The following is a 15,171-nucleotide window of genomic DNA, read 5'->3' on the forward strand; positions in this document are numbered from 1 at the left end:
GGGGAGCCTCAGACCAAGCCGGTTCAGCTTTATTTTGCCACCGACTCCCCCTAGGGGCCGACCTTCTTCGAGGGGATAGGAAATGCGGGCCGGCGGGGTATTTTAGAACCAAGCACCGACGCGAGGGGGAGGCGGCCATGGACATGGCGGTCGTGGGAGCTGGCTATGTGGGGTTGGTAACCGGCGCCTGTCTGGCCCACCTGGGCCACAGCGTTATTTGTATAGACAACAACCCTGTCAAAATCGAAAACCTGCAGCGAGGTCGTCTGCCCATCTACGAGCCCGGCCTGGAAGAGCTGGTGCGGGAAGGCGCCGAGGCTGGCCGGCTGCACTTTACCACCGACCTGGGCCTGGGGGTGAAGGCCAGCGAAGTGATCTTCATTGCCGTGGGCACCCCGGCTTTGCCCAGCGGCGAGCCAGACCTGCGCTACGTAGAGGCCGTGGCGCGAGGGATCGGCCAGCACCTGGACAACCGCTACCGCGTCATCGTCAACAAGTCCACCGTGCCCATCGGCTCCGGCGACTGGGTGCGCATGCTCATCCTCGACGGCGCCGCCGAGGCTGTCCAGCAGCGCCTAAGCAGCCAACAGATGGCCCTGGCTGGGGGGGATCCCACCCCCTCCTCCCTGGCCACCCTGGACAGGTCTTCCTGGGTGCCGCCCTTCGACGTGGTCAGCAACCCCGAGTTTTTGCGGGAGGGCAGCGCCATCCAGGATACCTTCTACCCGGATCGCATTGTGATTGGCTCCAGCAGCCCCCGCGCCGTCGAGATCCTGCGGCAGCTTTACGAGCCCATCCTCAGCCGCCAGCAGGGCTTGGGCGGGGATCCCGTGCCCTTGCTGGTCACCGACCTGGCCTCGGCCGAGATGATCAAATATGCGGCCAACGCCTTCCTGGCCACCAAGATCAGCTTCATCAACGAGATCGCCAACATCTGCGAGCGCACTGGCGCCGACATCACCCAGGTGGCCGAAGGGATCGGCCTCGATAAGCGCATTGGCCGCGCCTTCCTCAACGCTGGTCTAGGCTGGGGAGGGAGCTGCTTTCCCAAGGATCTGGCCGCTTTGATCCAGACGGCAGCCGACTACGGCTATGAGGCCAAGCTGTTGCGGGCCACCGTCGAGGTCAACCGCGAGCAGCGGCAGCGCCTGCTGGAAAAGCTGCAGCAGGCCCTCAAGGTGCTCAAGGGCAAGACCATCGGCCTTCTGGGCCTCACCTTCAAGCCCCACACCGACGACCTGCGGGATGCGCCGTCCCTGACCCTCATCGAGCAGCTCCACCGGCTGGGGGCCAAGGTAAAAGCCTATGATCCCATTGTGTCGGCTTCGGGGATGCGGGAGGGCCTGGCCCACGTGGTGGTGGAAACGGACGTGTTCCGCCTGGCCCAGGATTGCGACGCCCTGGTGCTGGTGACCGAGTGGCCGGAGTTTTTGTCGCTGGATTACCGGCGCCTTGCCGAGCTGATGCGGCGGCCCCTCATCCTCGACGGCCGCAACTGCCTTGACCGGCAGGCCGTTCAGCAGGCGGGCATTACCCTGATTGGAGTGGGCTGGTGAAGATCCTGGTTACGGGTGGTTTGGGGTTTATCGGCTCCCATCTGGTCAGCCGTCTGCTGCAGGAGGGCCACACGGTGATCTGCCTCGACAACGGCTACACGGGGCGGGAGGAGAACCTGCAGGCCCACCGCAACAACCCTGCCTTGACCTTGCTGTGGCACGACGTGGCCGAGCCGCTGCCGCCGGAGCTGGAGAAAGCTGGCATTGAGCAAATCTACCACCTGGCCTGTCCCGCCTCGCCGCCCCACTACCAGGCGGATCCCATCCGCACCATCCGCACCGGCGTCTGGGGCACCTACCACCTGCTGGAGCTGGCCCAAAAGACGGGGGCCCGCTTCCTCCTAGCCTCCACTTCGGAAGTGTACGGGGATCCCCAGGTGCACCCCCAGCCGGAGGACTACTGGGGCCATGTCAACCCCATCGGCCCGCGGGCCTGCTACGACGAGTCCAAGCGCCTGGCCGAAACCCTGACCTTTGACTGGCAGCGGCAACACCAAACCGAGATCCGCGTGGCCCGCATCTTCAACACCTATGGCCCGGCCATGCGGGAAGACGATGGCCGTGTGGTCAGCAACTTCATCGTCCAGGCGCTGCGCGGGAATCCCCTCACCGTCTATGGAGATGGCTCCCAGACCCGTAGCTTCTGCTACATCTCCGACCTCATCGAGGGCCTGGTGCGCCTGATGAACAGCCCTTATCCCGGCCCCTTTAACCTGGGCAACCCGCAGGAGGTCACCATTCTAGAGTTGGCTCGGCAGATTTTGGCCCTCACCGGCAGCTCTTCTCCCATCGTCCACCGGCCTCTCCCAACCGACGATCCCAAGCAGCGCCGGCCCGATATCGGCAAGGCCCGCGCCCTGCTGGGCTGGGATCCCCAGATTCCTCTGCAGCTTGGCCTGGAGCTGACTATCCCCTACTTTCGCCGCCGGCTGGGCCTGGAGTAGAGGATCCCTCTTGTCCTGGCGGGGCAGGCAGGAGGGTGGGCAGAGCTCGACAAAACCGTCATAATACGGAGAGAGGCCGTCTTAAGCCTTCCATAACCTCTGCCTAGGTGGGATCCCTGTAACTTTGGATACTTACCCTTTGTCTCTCGAAGAGCCGACCACCTGCATCTCCCTGGAGTGCTATGGGCTGGGAGTGGAGAGAGAGCCTGTGGGCGCCTTTTTGACCGTGCTCTGGGGGGCCAATATGGGCATGACCTTTCCCTTGGGGGAAACAGCGGTAGTGGGGCGCAGCTCCCAGGCTGACATTCAGCTCTGGGATCACGCCGTTTCTCGGCAGCACTGTCGGCTGGAGAGAGAAGGGGGAACCTACATCCTCACCGACCTAGGCAGCCTCAACGGTACCTATGTCAACTGGCAGAGGGTAACTCGCCTTCCCTTGGCCGATAGGGATCGCATCCAGGTGGGAAATAGCCTGCTGCAGTTTGCCTACTATGACCGGCTGGCGGAGGCTTTCTTTTCCCAGATGGCCGCCGCTGCCCTCTATGACCCCCTCACCGGCCTCCACAACCGCCGTTTTTTTCTAGAACAGCTGGAGTGGGAGATCCCCTTTGCCCTGCGCCATCGCCTTCCCCTCCACCTGCTCTACCTGGACTTGGACAACTTCAAGCTCATCAACGACCGCTGGGGGCACTTGGCCGGGGATCAAGCCCTGATCCAGGTGGCCCGCCAACTGCAGGACCAGGTTCGCCAAGAGGATCTGCTGGCCCGCATGGGGGGCGACGAATTTGCTCTCCTGGTGCGCGGGATCCCAGACTCTCAGATCCTGCAGTTGGCCGGGCGCCTGCAGCAGGCCGTCCAATCCCTTCCCCTACAGGGGGGAATTCCCCTCACCTGTAGCATCGGTGTCGCCTCTTTGCTCCGGCTTCCAGCAGAGACTTCTGCACAAAGCTTCCTAGCGGCAGCCGACCAAGCCCTCTACCAGGCCAAAAGGCAGGGGGGCAACCGGGAAGTGTTGCTGTAGGTCTTAGGATCCTTCTACCAAGCTGGCGTAGGCCTCGGCGCTCATCGTGTCGTCGAGATCTTCCGGGTTGGTCATGCGCACCTTGATCAGCCAGCCGTCTCCATAGGGATCGTCGGCAATGCTCTCTGGGCTGTCCACCACTGCTTTGTTCACTGCCACCACTTCCCCCGAAACAGGGGCATAGAGATCCTCGACCGCCTTAACGGATTCCACCGAGCCAAAGCTTTCTCCCTTTTCAATCTCTGTTCCTTCCTCGGGCAGGCCGACAAAGACAATATCCCCGAGCTGATCGACGGCATAAGCCGTGATCCCAATCACCGCAATGTCATCCTCAACGCGGATGTACTCGTGGGTGTCCACATAGCGCAGATGGGGCGGATACTCCAGGGCCATGCCGTTTCCCCTGCTAGAATTCAGTGGATTATTCTAGGGTGAACCCCTGGGGCTGGTAAAGCTCTCCCAACTTGACACCTAGAGGAACTCCATCAGCAGCCGATTCACGGTTTGCGGCGCCTCCTGCTGCGCCCAGTGGCCGCACTCGGGGATGTATTCTTTGCGAATGCCGTTGGGGAAAAAGGGATCCATTCCCTCGGTCAGCTCGCGGCTGAGGGCAAAGTCTTCCTCTCCCCAAATGAGCAGGGTGGGGGCGAGGATCTGCCGCAGGGGCTGTAAAAACAGGTTCTGCAGAGTGGGCAGGCTAAACAGGTGGCGGTAGTAGTTAAGGGCAGAGGTGAGCACCTTGGGTTTGGCGAGAGCCTCTTGGTAGATCTTCAGGTCGTGTCGGGTGAAGGCGCTTTTGCGCACCGAGGTCTCTCGGAAGATGCGCTGCACCCAATCGCCCAAGTTCCACTGGAGCACCCACTCCGGCAGCCAGGGCAACTGGAAGAAAAACAAGTACCAACTGCGGCGCATCTGGTCCAAATTGGTCAGGAACTCCCGGCGAAAGCAAGCGGGGTGAGGAGAGTTGAGCACGGCCAGCTTGCGGATCTCGTCGGGGAAAAATTGCGCCCAGTGCCAGGCAATGGCTCCTCCCCAGTCGTGGGCCACCACTACCGCCCTCTTGGCCCCAAAGTGATCCAGGAGGCCGCGGACATCCGCCGTGAGGGTATCTAGGTCGTAGCCGTGATCCGGCTTGTCGGAATCGTTGTAGCCGCGTAGATCGGGGGCCACCACGCAAAACCGCTGCGCCAACACCGGGATCTGGTGCCGCCAGGAGTACCAAAACTCCGGGAAACCATGCAGCAAGATGGCCAGCTCCCCTTCCCCCTGGGTGACGTAGTGCAGTTGAATACCATTGGTGAGGGCATAGCCGTGCCGCCAGCTCCCCATCTTGGCGGCTACCTCAGCAGGAAGGCGTCGGATCCCTGCTTCTGTCATCTCGTCTGCTCTTTGGCCGAACCCATGATTTGGTATCCAACCATACTAACCTTTGTCGCTCTCTTGCTAACGGGGAGTTTAAGGCATCCTGGGAGAGAAGCTGCGGCTGCAAAGGTCAGATGAAAACTAACACAACATCCCCCCAGAAGATCGCCATTCTAGGGGCGGGAGCCTGGGGAAGTACGCTGGCTCTGCTGGCCCAGGCCCAGGGGCACCGAGTGCAGGTTTGGGACCGGCGCAAAGATCTGGATCTCAAAGAGGTGCTCCAGGGATCCCAAATCCTCATCTCGGCAGTCTCGATGGCAGGGGTGCGCCCCGTGGCCGAGGTTGTGCGCCAGGTGGGGATCCCACCGCAGGTTATTTTGGTCTCAGCCACTAAGGGACTGGATCCGCTCCAACTTTTGACTCCTGCCCAAATCTGGGGGGCTGCCTTCCCCAACCAGCCGTTGGTGGTGCTCTCCGGGCCTAACCTTTCCGCCGAGATCCGCCAGGGTTTGCCGGCAGCAGCAGTGGTAGCCAGCCGGGATCTCTGGGCAGCCGTGCAGGTGCAGCATGCCCTGGCTTCAGAGCGCTTTCGCCTCTACACCAGCAGCGATCCGCTGGGGGTGGAGCTGGGAGGCATCCTGAAAAATGTTATCGCCATCGCCGTGGGGGTGTGTGATGCGCTGCACCTGGGCACCAATGCTCGGGCTGCCCTGGTTACCCGCGGCTTGGCAGAGATGATCCGGGTGGGATCCCGCTTAGGGGCGCGGCCTGAGACCTTCAACGGCCTCTCAGGCCTGGGGGATCTGCTGGCCACCTGTCACAGTCCTCTGAGCCGCAACTACCAGGTGGGCTACGGGTTGGGCCAAGGTAGGCCTTTGTCCCAGGTTCTGGCTGAAATCGAGGGCACTGCCGAAGGAGTTTACACCGCTCCTGTCGTGGTCAAGATCGCCGCCCAACACAACATCCGGGTGCCTATCACCCAGGAGGTGCATCGGTTGTTGCAAGGACAGACCACCCCCACTGCTGCCCTGGCCAGGCTGATGGAGCGACAACTCACCTCGGAATAAGACCCTCACCCCCCTGCCCCTCTCCCTCTGGGAGAGGGGAGTTAGGGATAAACGTTGCATTGCTATTTGAAATGACCATAGCCGCAAATCCGCGGATGAGGAAAGGGGTTCTGCACCGTATCAGGATTTTTGCAGAGGGTTAGGGTACCAGAATGAGCCATTTGGCGGAGCTTTTTTCCCCAGAGTTTTTCTATGCTGTCTCTGTAGCTTCCCTGTTCGTTCCCGCATCAACTCGGCTCTCGGTTGTTCCAGGAAGCCGACGGCCAGCCCAAGGGATTGGGGGTTTCTTGTTTGCTTTTTTACGAAGCCACATGTCCAAACGCATCTTGGTGATTGAAGACGAACCCGCCATCCGCACCTATTTGCAGAAAGTGTTGCAACGAGCTGGGTACGACACTGTCGCGGCCAGCGATGGGGAGGAAGGATTACAGATGGTGCACGCTCTCCTGCCGGATTTGGTGTTGTGCGATGTGGTCATGCCCAAGCTGAACGGCTATGGAGTGTTAGATGCCGTGAGATGGGGTCGGTCCACTGCCCACATCCCCTTTGTCTTTCTCTCCTCGAAAACCAGCCGAGAAGACATGGAAGAAGGGCTGCGGCTTGGCTCTAATGCCTACTTAACCAAGCCCATCGACCAAAATCACCTGTTGAGAGCAATCGCCGCCCAACTGCTCTGAACTCTTAGCTATAGCCATTTACTATTGGGATAAAACTTCCAGGGAACCGAGAAAAGTTTTCCGGATCCCTGCCGGCTGTAGCTAAGGGGTCAGCGCCTGGTGTCGCTGTCGCTGTTGCCGTTCCAGGGCCTCGAACAAAGCCTGAAAATTGGCCTCGCCAAAGCCCGTGGCCCCGCCTAGCCGTTGAATGACTTCAAAGAAAAAGGTGGGCCGACCAAAGAGGGGCTGGGTAAAGGTCTGCAGCAGAAGGGGGCGATCCTGGCCATCAGAAGCGGGCAGGGTAGCATCCAGAAGGATCTGCTGCTCCACCAGGTCTTGCCAGGAGATGGCCTGCCCAAGGGCAGAACGGAGCGCCAACCCCAGCTCCCTTTCCAGGCTGGTGTAGTACTGCGGCGCCACTTGCAAAAAGTCCACTCCCCCCTGCCGCAACCGGCGCAGGCTGGCAACAATGTCTGAGCTGTGCAGCGCCGCGTGCTGAATGCCCGGGCCGCCATGGGCATGCAAAAACTCCTGAATCTGGGAAGCGGCACAGGTGGGCTCGTTGATGGCCCATTGGATCCCCGCTTCCGGATCCCCCACCACCACGCTTTCCAGGCCGGAGGTGGCGGTGCCGATGCTGTAGCGGTACAGCCGCCGCCAGCCCAGCACCCGCCCATACCAGTCGGCTGCCGCCTGCAGGGATCCCTGCTCCACGTTCAACACCACGTGATCCCAGTGGGAAAACAGGCCCGCTTCGGCAGGGGCGGCATCCAAGGGGCCAGGGATCAGAGAATGCCGGATCCCGTAGGGGGTGTGGAGGCAGAGCGCCGCTGCTGCCGGGATCCACGCCAGTTGGGCGCCTCGGCCCCGCAACAGCTCCGCCAAGGCCGGTAGCTCCTGCTCTCCCACCGCCAAGGCCACATCCACCACCCCCGGCCCATGCCGCTGCAAATGGCGGTCCACCTCGTCCCCCGCCCGTGCCGGCTGAGACAGGCGCAAGCGCAGGGATCCCTGCTCCAGCTCCAGGGTGTTGCCGGCGTCGCTTGCCACCCGGAAGCCCCAAACCCGACAAAAGTGTTCCCGCCAACGGGGCAGATCCCAAAGGTAGAAGTGCAGGTGGTGGATCCCTTGGACAATTCGAATGGACGGGTTCATAGAAAACTTCATAGAAAACGCACTGCTAACGCGAACACCAGGTCTTCTGGTGGGGCAACCGGGGCTGCCCTACCTCAGCATAGGTCGGCCCTTCGGCGAGGGAAAAGGTCAAAACTCTTTCCAGCAAACTCTTAAGACAACATTAAAAAACACGGTTAAAAATGCGCCCACAAAAACATCTTCCCAGGGCAAGAGACTAAAATTGAAGTGGGCGAGGTGTAGGGCCAACATCTAAAAAAAGAAACAGCAGAGTTGCTAAAAGCTCTCCCTCAAGTGAGTGGCTAGGCCTTCCCTTTTGCAAAGATTGTTGTAGCTTTTGGCAGCTGCTGAGGCGTCGCCTCGCCCTGTCGCCAGCCTATTGGCGGAGTTGTTAGGCGTAATAGCCGGGAGGATTGTTATGATAGCAAGCGCGCAGCGTTCTGTAGCTTTATCTACAGAATCGAAGGCCCAAAAAACCACAGAACGCAAAGTATCCGATCAAACGATTGGGAGAGATTTTCTGCCGGGACGGTGGCAACGCTGCATTGATGTCCGAGATTTTATTCAGCGCAATTACACTCCCTACACCGGCGACGAAAGCTTCTTGGCGCCGGCCAGCGAACGCACGCAGCGGCTGTGGGCCAAGGTTAAGGATTTGATGGCGCTGGAGCGGGAGCGGGGGGTTTTGGATGCCGACACGGACCTTCCTTCCAGCATCACCAGCCACCCGCCGGGCTATATCGACCGGGAGCTGGAGCAAATTGTAGGCCTACAGACCGACAAGCCCCTGAAGCGGGCCATTATGCCGTTCGGCGGCATCCGCATGGTGGAGACGGCCCTCAAGGCCTACGGCTACGAGCTGGATCCAAAGGTTAAGGAAATCTTTACCAAGTACCGCAAGACCCACAACGACGGGGTTTTCGACGCCTACACGGAGGAGATGCGCCGCTGCCGCCGCTCTGGCATCATCACCGGCTTGCCGGACGCCTATGGGCGGGGCCGCATCATCGGCGACTACCGGCGGGTGGCCCTCTATGGGGTGGATCGGCTGATTGAGGACAAGGAGGCGCAAAAAGCCAGCCTCGACCTGGACACGATGGATGAAGAAACCATCCGCCTGCGGGAGGAGCTCTCGGAGCAGATCAAAGCCCTACACGAGCTCAAGGAAATGGGGGCCAGCTACGGCTTTGACCTGGGCCGTCCGGCCAGCAACGCCCGCGAGGCCATCCAGTGGCTGTACCTGGCCTACCTGGCAGCCGTCAAAGAGCAAAATGGCGCTGCCATGTCCCTGGGGCGGGTTTCCACGTTCCTAGACATCTACATCGAGCGGGATCTGCAGGCCGGGATCCTCACCGAGGAAGAGGCCCAAGAGCTCATCGACCACTTTGTCATGAAGCTGCGCATGGTCAGGTTTTTGCGCACGCCGGAGTACAACGAGCTCTTTAGCGGGGATCCCACCTGGGTAACCGAGTGCATCGGCGGCATGGGGCTGGATGGGCGGCCTCTGGTTACCAAGACCAGCTTCCGCATGCTGCATACCCTCTACAACCTGGGGCCGGCACCGGAGCCCAACCTGACGGTGCTCTGGTCGGAGCGGCTGCCGGAAGCCTTCAAGCGCTACTGCGCCAAGGTCTCCATCGAAACCAGCTCCATCCAGTACGAAAACGACGACTTGATGCGCCCCTACTGGGGGGATGACTACGGCATCGCCTGCTGTGTGTCGGCCATGCGCATCGGCAAGCAGATGCAGTTTTTTGGAGCGCGGGTCAACCTGGCCAAGTGCCTACTCTATGCCATCAATGGCGGCCGGGACGAGATCTCCGGCGAGCAGGTGGCTCCTGCTTTCGCCCCCATCACCGCCGATGTCCTGGACTACGACGAGGTGTGGCCGCGCCTGGTGCAGATGATGGCCTGGCTGGCCAAGACCTACGTCAACACCATGAACATCATCCACTACATGCACGACAAGTACTGCTACGAGCGCCTGGAGATGGCCCTGCACGACCGGGACGTGCTGCGCACCATGGCCTTTGGCCTGGCCGGCCTGTCGGTAACAGCCGACTCCCTATCCGCCATCAAATACGCGCGGGTACGGGCCATCCGGGATGAGCGGGGCCTAGTGGTGGATTACGCGGTGGATGGCGACTTCCCCAAATACGGCAACAACGACGACCGAGTTGACTCCATTGCGGTGCAACTGGTGCAGACCTTCATGGCCGAGCTGCGCAAGCACAAGACCTACCGCAATGCCATCCCCACCCAGTCCATCCTCACCATCACCTCCAACGTGGTCTACGGCAAAAAAACCGGCAACACCCCCGATGGGCGGCGGGCCGGCGAGCCCTTTGCGCCGGGGGCCAACCCCATGCATGGCCGCGACACCAAGGGGGCGGTGGCCTCGCTGGCTTCGGTGGCCAAGCTGCCCTACGACGACGCTCTGGATGGCATCTCCAACACCTTCTCCATCGTGCCGGCGGCCCTAGGTCGCACCGCCGAGGAGCGGGTTGCTAACCTGGTGGGGCTGCTGGACGGCTACATGCGGGATGGCGGCTTTCACCTCAACGTGAACGTTCTCAACCGCGAGACCTTGCTGCACGCCATGGAGCACCCAGAGCTCTATCCACAGCTCACCATCCGAGTGTCTGGCTACGCGGTGAACTTCATCAAGCTCACCCGCGAGCAACAACTGGATGTGATTAACCGCACCTTCCACCAACACTTCTAACGGAAAACGGCGGAGTGGGGGATCCCGGAAGGCTGCCCGTAGCAGGGTCGAGGGAAGGGATCCCCCTCCCCAAGCAAGGAGGTTCGATGAGCTATAGCGTTTTGGACTTGGTTAGAGACTACGCGGCGGGACGGCGCGATTTCCAGGAGATCGAGCTGCCCCAGGCCGACTTGCGGGGCATCCACCTAGCCGGTGCCGACCTGCGCTCTGCTGATTTCAGAGGGGCCAACCTGGCAGGCGCCAACCTGCGGGGGTGTGACCTCAGCTTTGCCGATTTCACCGGCGCCAACCTATCGGGAGCGGATCTGCGGGGATGCCTGCTTTTCGGCAGCGATTTCCGCGGTGCTCTCTTGGAGGGGGCTTTGCTGGATCACGCCGATTACGATGCCTATACCCATTTCCCGGCGGGCTTTGATCCCAAAGCCCATCGCCTGCACAACATCTCGGCAGGTGTTTCCCAGTAGGGGGGTCTTTCCAGGGGTTGTCAACTGTTAAGCAAAACCCAGTTCGGGTAAAGCCCAAATCTCAAAAGAGACAAAACCATGGTGTGCGCAGCATAGACAGCAATTGGGAAGAAAACCTCAAGATTAATTGATATTTTGCAAAAGCTGTTGAGGATAGAAGTATGGATACCCCGCTCAACCCCTTGACGCCGATAACCGGCCGCATTCACTCGGTCGAGACCTGTGGCACGGTAGATGGGCCAGGGATCCGCTTTGTCATCTTTCTGCAGGGCTGTCCTCTGCGCTGTCTGTACTGCCACAATCCCGACTGTCGGGATCCCAATGCCGGCCAGGTGGTGACGGTGGATTCCCTCATGGCGGAGATCCAGCGCTGCCGCAACTACTACCTCAAGGGCGGGGGAGTCACGGCCAGCGGGGGGGAACCGTTGATGCAGCCCAACTTTGTGGCGGAGATTTTCCGCCGCTGCCATGAGCTGGACTTGCACACGGCTCTAGATACTTCCGGCTATGCGCCCTTGGGCGTGGCCAAGCCGGTGTTGGCCCATACAGACTTGGTGCTACTGGATATCAAGTCCTATCTGCCGGAGCTCTATCGCAAAGTTACCGGCGTTTCGCTGCAGCCCACTCTCGATCTGGCTCGCTATTTGGATCAGATTCACAAGCCCACCTGGATTCGTTTTGTGCTGGTTCCCGGGCTAACAGATCCCGAGGAAAACATCAAGGGCTTGGCCGAGTTTGTGGCCACGCTCTCCAACGTGGAGCGGGTGGAAGTTTTGCCCTTTCACAAGATGGGGGAATACAAATGGCAGCAGTTGGGATTGCCCTATACCCTCAGCGATGTTCAGCCGCCCACCCCGGAACAGATCAACCACGCTTTGCAGATCTTTCGCGAGCGGGGATTGGTGGCAGTTTAGTTTATCGCTGGAGCGACAGCAACAAAACTAGAGCCAATTCTGACTTGAGCCAGCCTGATCCCAAAGTCATCTCTAAAGTCCTTAGGCTGTCTCCAAGGTAATGCTAAGTTGAACTTAGTTGAACCCAATAGTCTAGCAGCTTGCCAACTCTGGTAGCTCCAAAAATGAGGAGGGATCCCCGGTGGAAGTGCGCGTAACCTACCAAAATGGCGTTCAATTTCAAGCCCAAAGCCGCGGCCATCGCATCCTCAGCGATCAGCCTTTGGACAACCACGGCCAAGATCAGGGAATGACGCCGCCGGAGTGGTTTTTGGCCTCTTTGGGTGCTTGTGTGGGGTTCTATGCCGTCAAGTATTTGGAAGCGCGGCAGTTGGATCCCAAAGGGCTGGAAGTGGTTGTTACCGCAGATAAAGTCGAGCACCCTGCCCGCCTAGACAACATTTGCATTCGGGTGAAAAGTGGGATCCCGCTCGACGAAAAACACCAAAAAGGGTTGGAAAAGGCAGTCGATGCGTGCATCATCCACAACACCCTTACCCATCCCCCAAAAATGACCACTGAGATCCAGGTTCCCGCGCCTGTTGGCGCTTAGCCGGTCAGCAGGCCCATGGAGTCTTGCAGCAATTTCTAACGGTTGCCTCAACTTTTAACCTGTATGGATGTAATTTTGGAGGATCCACCTATGCCTGTCACCAACCTCGAGGAACTGGAAGCTCTGATCCAACAGGTAAAAGCTGCCCAGGCTGAGTATGCCACCTTCACCCAGGAACAGGTGGATCGGATCTTTCACAAAGCTGCCCTGGCCGCCAACAACGAACGGATCCCGCTGGCCAAGCTGGCCGTGGAAGAGACCGGCATGGGGATTGTGGAAGACAAGGTGATCAAAAATCACTTTGCCTCTGAATACATTTACAACAAATACAAACACGAGAAAACCTGTGGCGTCATCGAGCGGGACGAGAGTTTTGGCTACGAGCGCATTGCCGAGCCGGTGGGGCTTTTGGCGGGCATTGTGCCAGTCACCAACCCCACTTCGACAACCATTTTCAAAGCTCTCATCACCCTGAAAACCCGCAACGCCATCATCTTTTCCCCTCACCCCCGCGCCAAACGATGCACCATTGCCGCGGCCAAGGTGGTCAAGGAGGCGGCTGAGGCAGCCGGTGCGCCTGTGGGGTTGATCGGCTGGATCGACGAGCCCACCATCGAGCTGTCTCAGGCTTTGATGCAACATCCGGAGGTGAAGTTGATCCTGGCCACCGGGGGCCCTGGCATGGTCAAGGCGGCCTATTCCTCCGGCCACCCCTCGCTGGGTGTGGGGGCGGGCAACACGCCGGCGGTGATCGACGCCAGCGCCGACATTCCCACAGCTGTCAGCTCGATCTTGCTCAGCAAAACTTTTGACAACGGCATGATCTGCGCCTCGGAACAGGCGGTGATCGTGGTGGAGGCCGTTTATGAGCAGGTGAAGGCGGAGTTTTGCCATCGAGGGGCCTACTTTTTGGATCCGGAACAGACGCAAGCGGTGCGCCGCATTCTCCTCAAGGATGGCCGTCTCAATCCAGCTATTGTTGGCCAATCGGTGCAGACCATCGCTGCTCTGGCCGGGATCCAGGTACCCGAAGGCAGCAAGCTGCTGATTGGGGAAGTGGAGAAGGTGGGGCCCGAAGAGCCGTTTTCCTACGAAAAATTGGCTCCTGTTTTGGCCCTCTACCGCGCCAAGGATTTCCCCAGCGCTGTCGATATGGCCGTCCAAGTGGTCAATTTCGGGGGGCGGGGCCACACCTCTGTTTTGTATACCGATCCCGCCAATCGGGACGATATTGCCTACTTTGAAAATGCCCTACAAACAGCGCGGGTGCTGATCAACACCCCCTCTTCCCAGGGAGCAATTGGGGATCTCTATAACTTCAGGCTGGATCCCTCGCTCACCCTAGGCTGTGGCACTTGGGGGGGCAATTCGGTCTCGGACAATGTGGGGCCGCGCCACCTGCTCAACATTAAAACGGTGGCCTACCGGCGGGAAAATATGCTCTGGTTTCGGGTGCCGCCCAAGATCTACTTCAAGCCGGGATGTCTACCGGTGGCGCTGCGGGAGTTGGCCGGCAAAAAACGGGCTTTTTTGGTTACCGATAGGCCCCTCTTCGAGCTGGGCGTGCTGCAGGCGGTTACCCGGGTTTTGGACGAACTGCAGATCAAGTGGGATGTCTACCACGACGTGGAGCCGGATCCCACCCTCAGCGCCGTCAACCGCGGCCTGGAGCAGTTGCGCCAATTCCAGCCGGATGTGATCATCGCCGTGGGGGGCGGATCCCCGATGGACGCGGCCAAGGTGATGTGGCTGATGTACGAGCAGCCGCAGGTGGAGTTTGAAGGCCTGGCAACGCGCTTTATGGACATCCGCAAGCGGGTCTACGAGCTGCCGCCGCTGGGGCAAAAAGCCCAACTGGTCTGCATCCCCACCACTTCCGGGACGGGATCCGAGGTGACACCCTTTGCGGTGGTGACCGACGACCGGGTGGGGATCAAGTACCCACTGGCCGACTACGCCCTCACCCCCAGCATGGCCATTGTGGATCCGGATCTCACTTTGAAGATGCCCAAGAAGCTAACCGCCTACGGCGGCCTCGATGCCCTCACCCATGCTTTGGAAGCCTATGTCTCGGTGATGGCCAGCGAGTTTACCGACGGGCTGGCGCTGCAGGCGATTAAGCTGCTGATGACCTACCTGCCGCGGGCCTACGAGAAGGGGGCCGAAGATCCAGAAGCGCGGGAAAAAGTCCACTACGCTGCCACCATTGCCGGCATGGCCTTTGCCAACGCCTTTTTGGGGGTGTGCCACTCCTTGGCCCACAAGCTGGGATCCACCTTCCACCTGCCCCACGGCCTGGCCAATGCCCTGATGATTACCCACGTCATCCGCTACAACGCCACCGACGCCCCCTTTAAGCAGGCCATCTTCCCCCAATACCGCTACCCCAACGCCAAGCACCGCTATGCCGAGATTGCCGATTACCTGCAGTTGGGCGGAGCCAATGATGATGAAAAGGTCATGCGCCTCATTGAGGCCATCGAGGAGCTAAAGCGGAAGCTAGGGATCCCGGCTACCATCCGCGAGGCCCTCAGCGAGAGCGAGCAGGCGTTCTACGACCGTCTGGAGGCGATGGCGGAGCAGGCTTTCGATGATCAATGCACCGGCGCCAACCCCCGCTACCCGCTGATTCAGGACATGAAGGAGCTGTACGTCTTGGCCTACCGGGGCTGCCGGGTGGAGGCTGCCCTCTACCACCAGCCGGAGCCGGTGTTGGCCTAGTCACCAGACATTGAG

At 60.2% G+C, this 15,171-nt stretch carries 13 protein-coding genes; 10 read left to right on the forward strand and 3 right to left on the reverse strand.

Annotated features, from left to right (window positions below):
* Positions 1–137: 137 nt before the first annotated feature.
* From SYN63AY4M2_RS04940 to SYN63AY4M2_RS04950, 3 genes are all read left to right on the forward strand, one after another.
* Positions 138–1,556: a UDP-glucose/GDP-mannose dehydrogenase family protein gene (locus SYN63AY4M2_RS04940; protein ID WP_099835643.1), complete on the forward strand. Its 1,419-nt coding sequence runs from the start codon at positions 138–140 to the stop codon at positions 1,554–1,556.
* Positions 1,553–2,500: a UDP-glucuronic acid decarboxylase family protein gene (locus SYN63AY4M2_RS04945; protein ID WP_099816178.1), complete on the forward strand. Its 948-nt coding sequence runs from the start codon at positions 1,553–1,555 to the stop codon at positions 2,498–2,500. The genes SYN63AY4M2_RS04940 and SYN63AY4M2_RS04945 overlap by 4 nt, the downstream gene beginning before the upstream one ends.
* A gap of 124 nt (positions 2,501–2,624) precedes the next feature.
* Positions 2,625–3,521 carry a GGDEF domain-containing protein gene (locus tag SYN63AY4M2_RS04950; protein ID WP_240530499.1) on the forward strand — a complete coding sequence of 299 codons (897 nt, stop codon included), beginning with the start codon at positions 2,625–2,627 and terminating at the stop codon, positions 3,519–3,521.
* 3 nt (positions 3,522–3,524) lie between these two features.
* Here the strand turns inward: SYN63AY4M2_RS04950 and gcvH are convergent, their stop codons facing one another.
* Together gcvH and SYN63AY4M2_RS04960 are read right to left on the reverse strand one after the other, a co-directional pair.
* Complete coding sequence (gene gcvH, locus SYN63AY4M2_RS04955; RefSeq protein ID WP_099812456.1) at positions 3,525–3,914, reverse strand: glycine cleavage system protein GcvH; 390 nt, start codon at positions 3,912–3,914, stop codon at positions 3,525–3,527.
* A 78-nt stretch (positions 3,915–3,992) separates the two neighbouring features.
* A complete protein-coding gene (locus SYN63AY4M2_RS04960) occupies positions 3,993–4,898 on the reverse strand; it encodes an alpha/beta hydrolase (protein WP_099812457.1) in 906 nt (301 codons plus the stop codon).
* A 119-nt stretch (positions 4,899–5,017) separates the two neighbouring features.
* Here SYN63AY4M2_RS04960 and SYN63AY4M2_RS04965 point away from each other — a divergent pair, with 119 nt between their 5' ends.
* Both SYN63AY4M2_RS04965 and SYN63AY4M2_RS04970 read left to right on the forward strand, forming a co-directional pair.
* Positions 5,018–5,950 (forward strand): NAD(P)H-dependent glycerol-3-phosphate dehydrogenase, encoded by a 933-nt coding sequence (locus tag SYN63AY4M2_RS04965; RefSeq protein ID WP_011429387.1) that lies wholly within the window; start codon positions 5,018–5,020, stop codon positions 5,948–5,950.
* Positions 5,951–6,261: 311 nt separating this feature from the next.
* Positions 6,262–6,627, forward strand: coding sequence for a response regulator (locus SYN63AY4M2_RS04970; protein WP_011429386.1), 366 nt, complete (start codon positions 6,262–6,264; stop codon positions 6,625–6,627).
* An 81-nt stretch (positions 6,628–6,708) separates the two neighbouring features.
* Here SYN63AY4M2_RS04970 and SYN63AY4M2_RS04975 read toward each other — a convergent pair whose 3' ends face one another.
* Entirely contained in the window at positions 6,709–7,761 is a 1,053-nt protein-coding gene (locus SYN63AY4M2_RS04975; RefSeq protein ID WP_011429385.1) for a VOC family protein, read from the reverse strand.
* 397 nt (positions 7,762–8,158) lie between these two features.
* On the opposite strand from SYN63AY4M2_RS04975, the gene pflB reads away from it, so the two are divergent.
* The 5 genes from pflB to adhE all read left to right on the forward strand — a co-directional run bounded on the left by pflB (position 8,159) and on the right by adhE (position 15,156).
* Positions 8,159–10,465: a formate C-acetyltransferase gene (gene pflB / locus SYN63AY4M2_RS04980; protein ID WP_206337005.1), complete on the forward strand. Its 2,307-nt coding sequence runs from the start codon at positions 8,159–8,161 to the stop codon at positions 10,463–10,465.
* 86 nt (positions 10,466–10,551) lie between these two features.
* A complete protein-coding gene (locus tag SYN63AY4M2_RS04985) occupies positions 10,552–10,929 on the forward strand; it encodes a pentapeptide repeat-containing protein (RefSeq protein ID WP_011429383.1) in 378 nt (125 codons plus the stop codon).
* 161 nt (positions 10,930–11,090) lie between these two features.
* Positions 11,091–11,843 carry a pyruvate formate-lyase-activating protein gene (pflA, locus tag SYN63AY4M2_RS04990; protein ID WP_011429382.1) on the forward strand — a complete coding sequence of 251 codons (753 nt, stop codon included), beginning with the start codon at positions 11,091–11,093 and terminating at the stop codon, positions 11,841–11,843.
* Positions 11,844–12,024: 181 nt separating this feature from the next.
* Positions 12,025–12,435 carry an OsmC family protein gene (locus SYN63AY4M2_RS04995; protein ID WP_011429381.1) on the forward strand — a complete coding sequence of 137 codons (411 nt, stop codon included), beginning with the start codon at positions 12,025–12,027 and terminating at the stop codon, positions 12,433–12,435.
* 90 nt (positions 12,436–12,525) lie between these two features.
* Complete coding sequence (gene adhE, locus SYN63AY4M2_RS05000; protein WP_099887249.1) at positions 12,526–15,156, forward strand: bifunctional acetaldehyde-CoA/alcohol dehydrogenase; 2,631 nt, start codon at positions 12,526–12,528, stop codon at positions 15,154–15,156.
* Positions 15,157–15,171: the final 15 nt, after the last annotated feature.

Origin of the sequence: Synechococcus sp. 63AY4M2 (assembly GCF_002760475.1) — a bacterium.
Lineage (GTDB): Bacteria > Cyanobacteriota > Cyanobacteriia > Thermostichales > Thermostichaceae > Thermostichus.

What these genes read in the sequence shown, in the direction of transcription:
- SYN63AY4M2_RS04940 (WP_099835643.1), top strand. Translation starts at nt 138, where the DNA reads ATGGACATGGCGGTCGTGGGAGCTGGCTATGTGGGGTTGGTAACCGGC.
- gcvH (WP_099812456.1), bottom strand. Translation starts at nt 3,914, where the DNA reads ATGGCCCTGGAGTATCCGCCCCATCTGCGCTATGTGGACACCCACGAG.
- SYN63AY4M2_RS04960 (WP_099812457.1), bottom strand. Translation starts at nt 4,898, where the DNA reads ATGACAGAAGCAGGGATCCGACGCCTTCCTGCTGAGGTAGCCGCCAAG.
- SYN63AY4M2_RS04965 (WP_011429387.1), top strand. Translation starts at nt 5,018, where the DNA reads ATGAAAACTAACACAACATCCCCCCAGAAGATCGCCATTCTAGGGGCG.
- SYN63AY4M2_RS04970 (WP_011429386.1), top strand. Translation starts at nt 6,262, where the DNA reads ATGTCCAAACGCATCTTGGTGATTGAAGACGAACCCGCCATCCGCACC.
- SYN63AY4M2_RS04975 (WP_011429385.1), bottom strand. Translation starts at nt 7,761, where the DNA reads ATGAACCCGTCCATTCGAATTGTCCAAGGGATCCACCACCTGCACTTC.
- pflB (WP_206337005.1), top strand. Translation starts at nt 8,159, where the DNA reads ATGATAGCAAGCGCGCAGCGTTCTGTAGCTTTATCTACAGAATCGAAG.
- SYN63AY4M2_RS04985 (WP_011429383.1), top strand. Translation starts at nt 10,552, where the DNA reads ATGAGCTATAGCGTTTTGGACTTGGTTAGAGACTACGCGGCGGGACGG.
- pflA (WP_011429382.1), top strand. Translation starts at nt 11,091, where the DNA reads ATGGATACCCCGCTCAACCCCTTGACGCCGATAACCGGCCGCATTCAC.
- adhE (WP_099887249.1), top strand. Translation starts at nt 12,526, where the DNA reads ATGCCTGTCACCAACCTCGAGGAACTGGAAGCTCTGATCCAACAGGTA.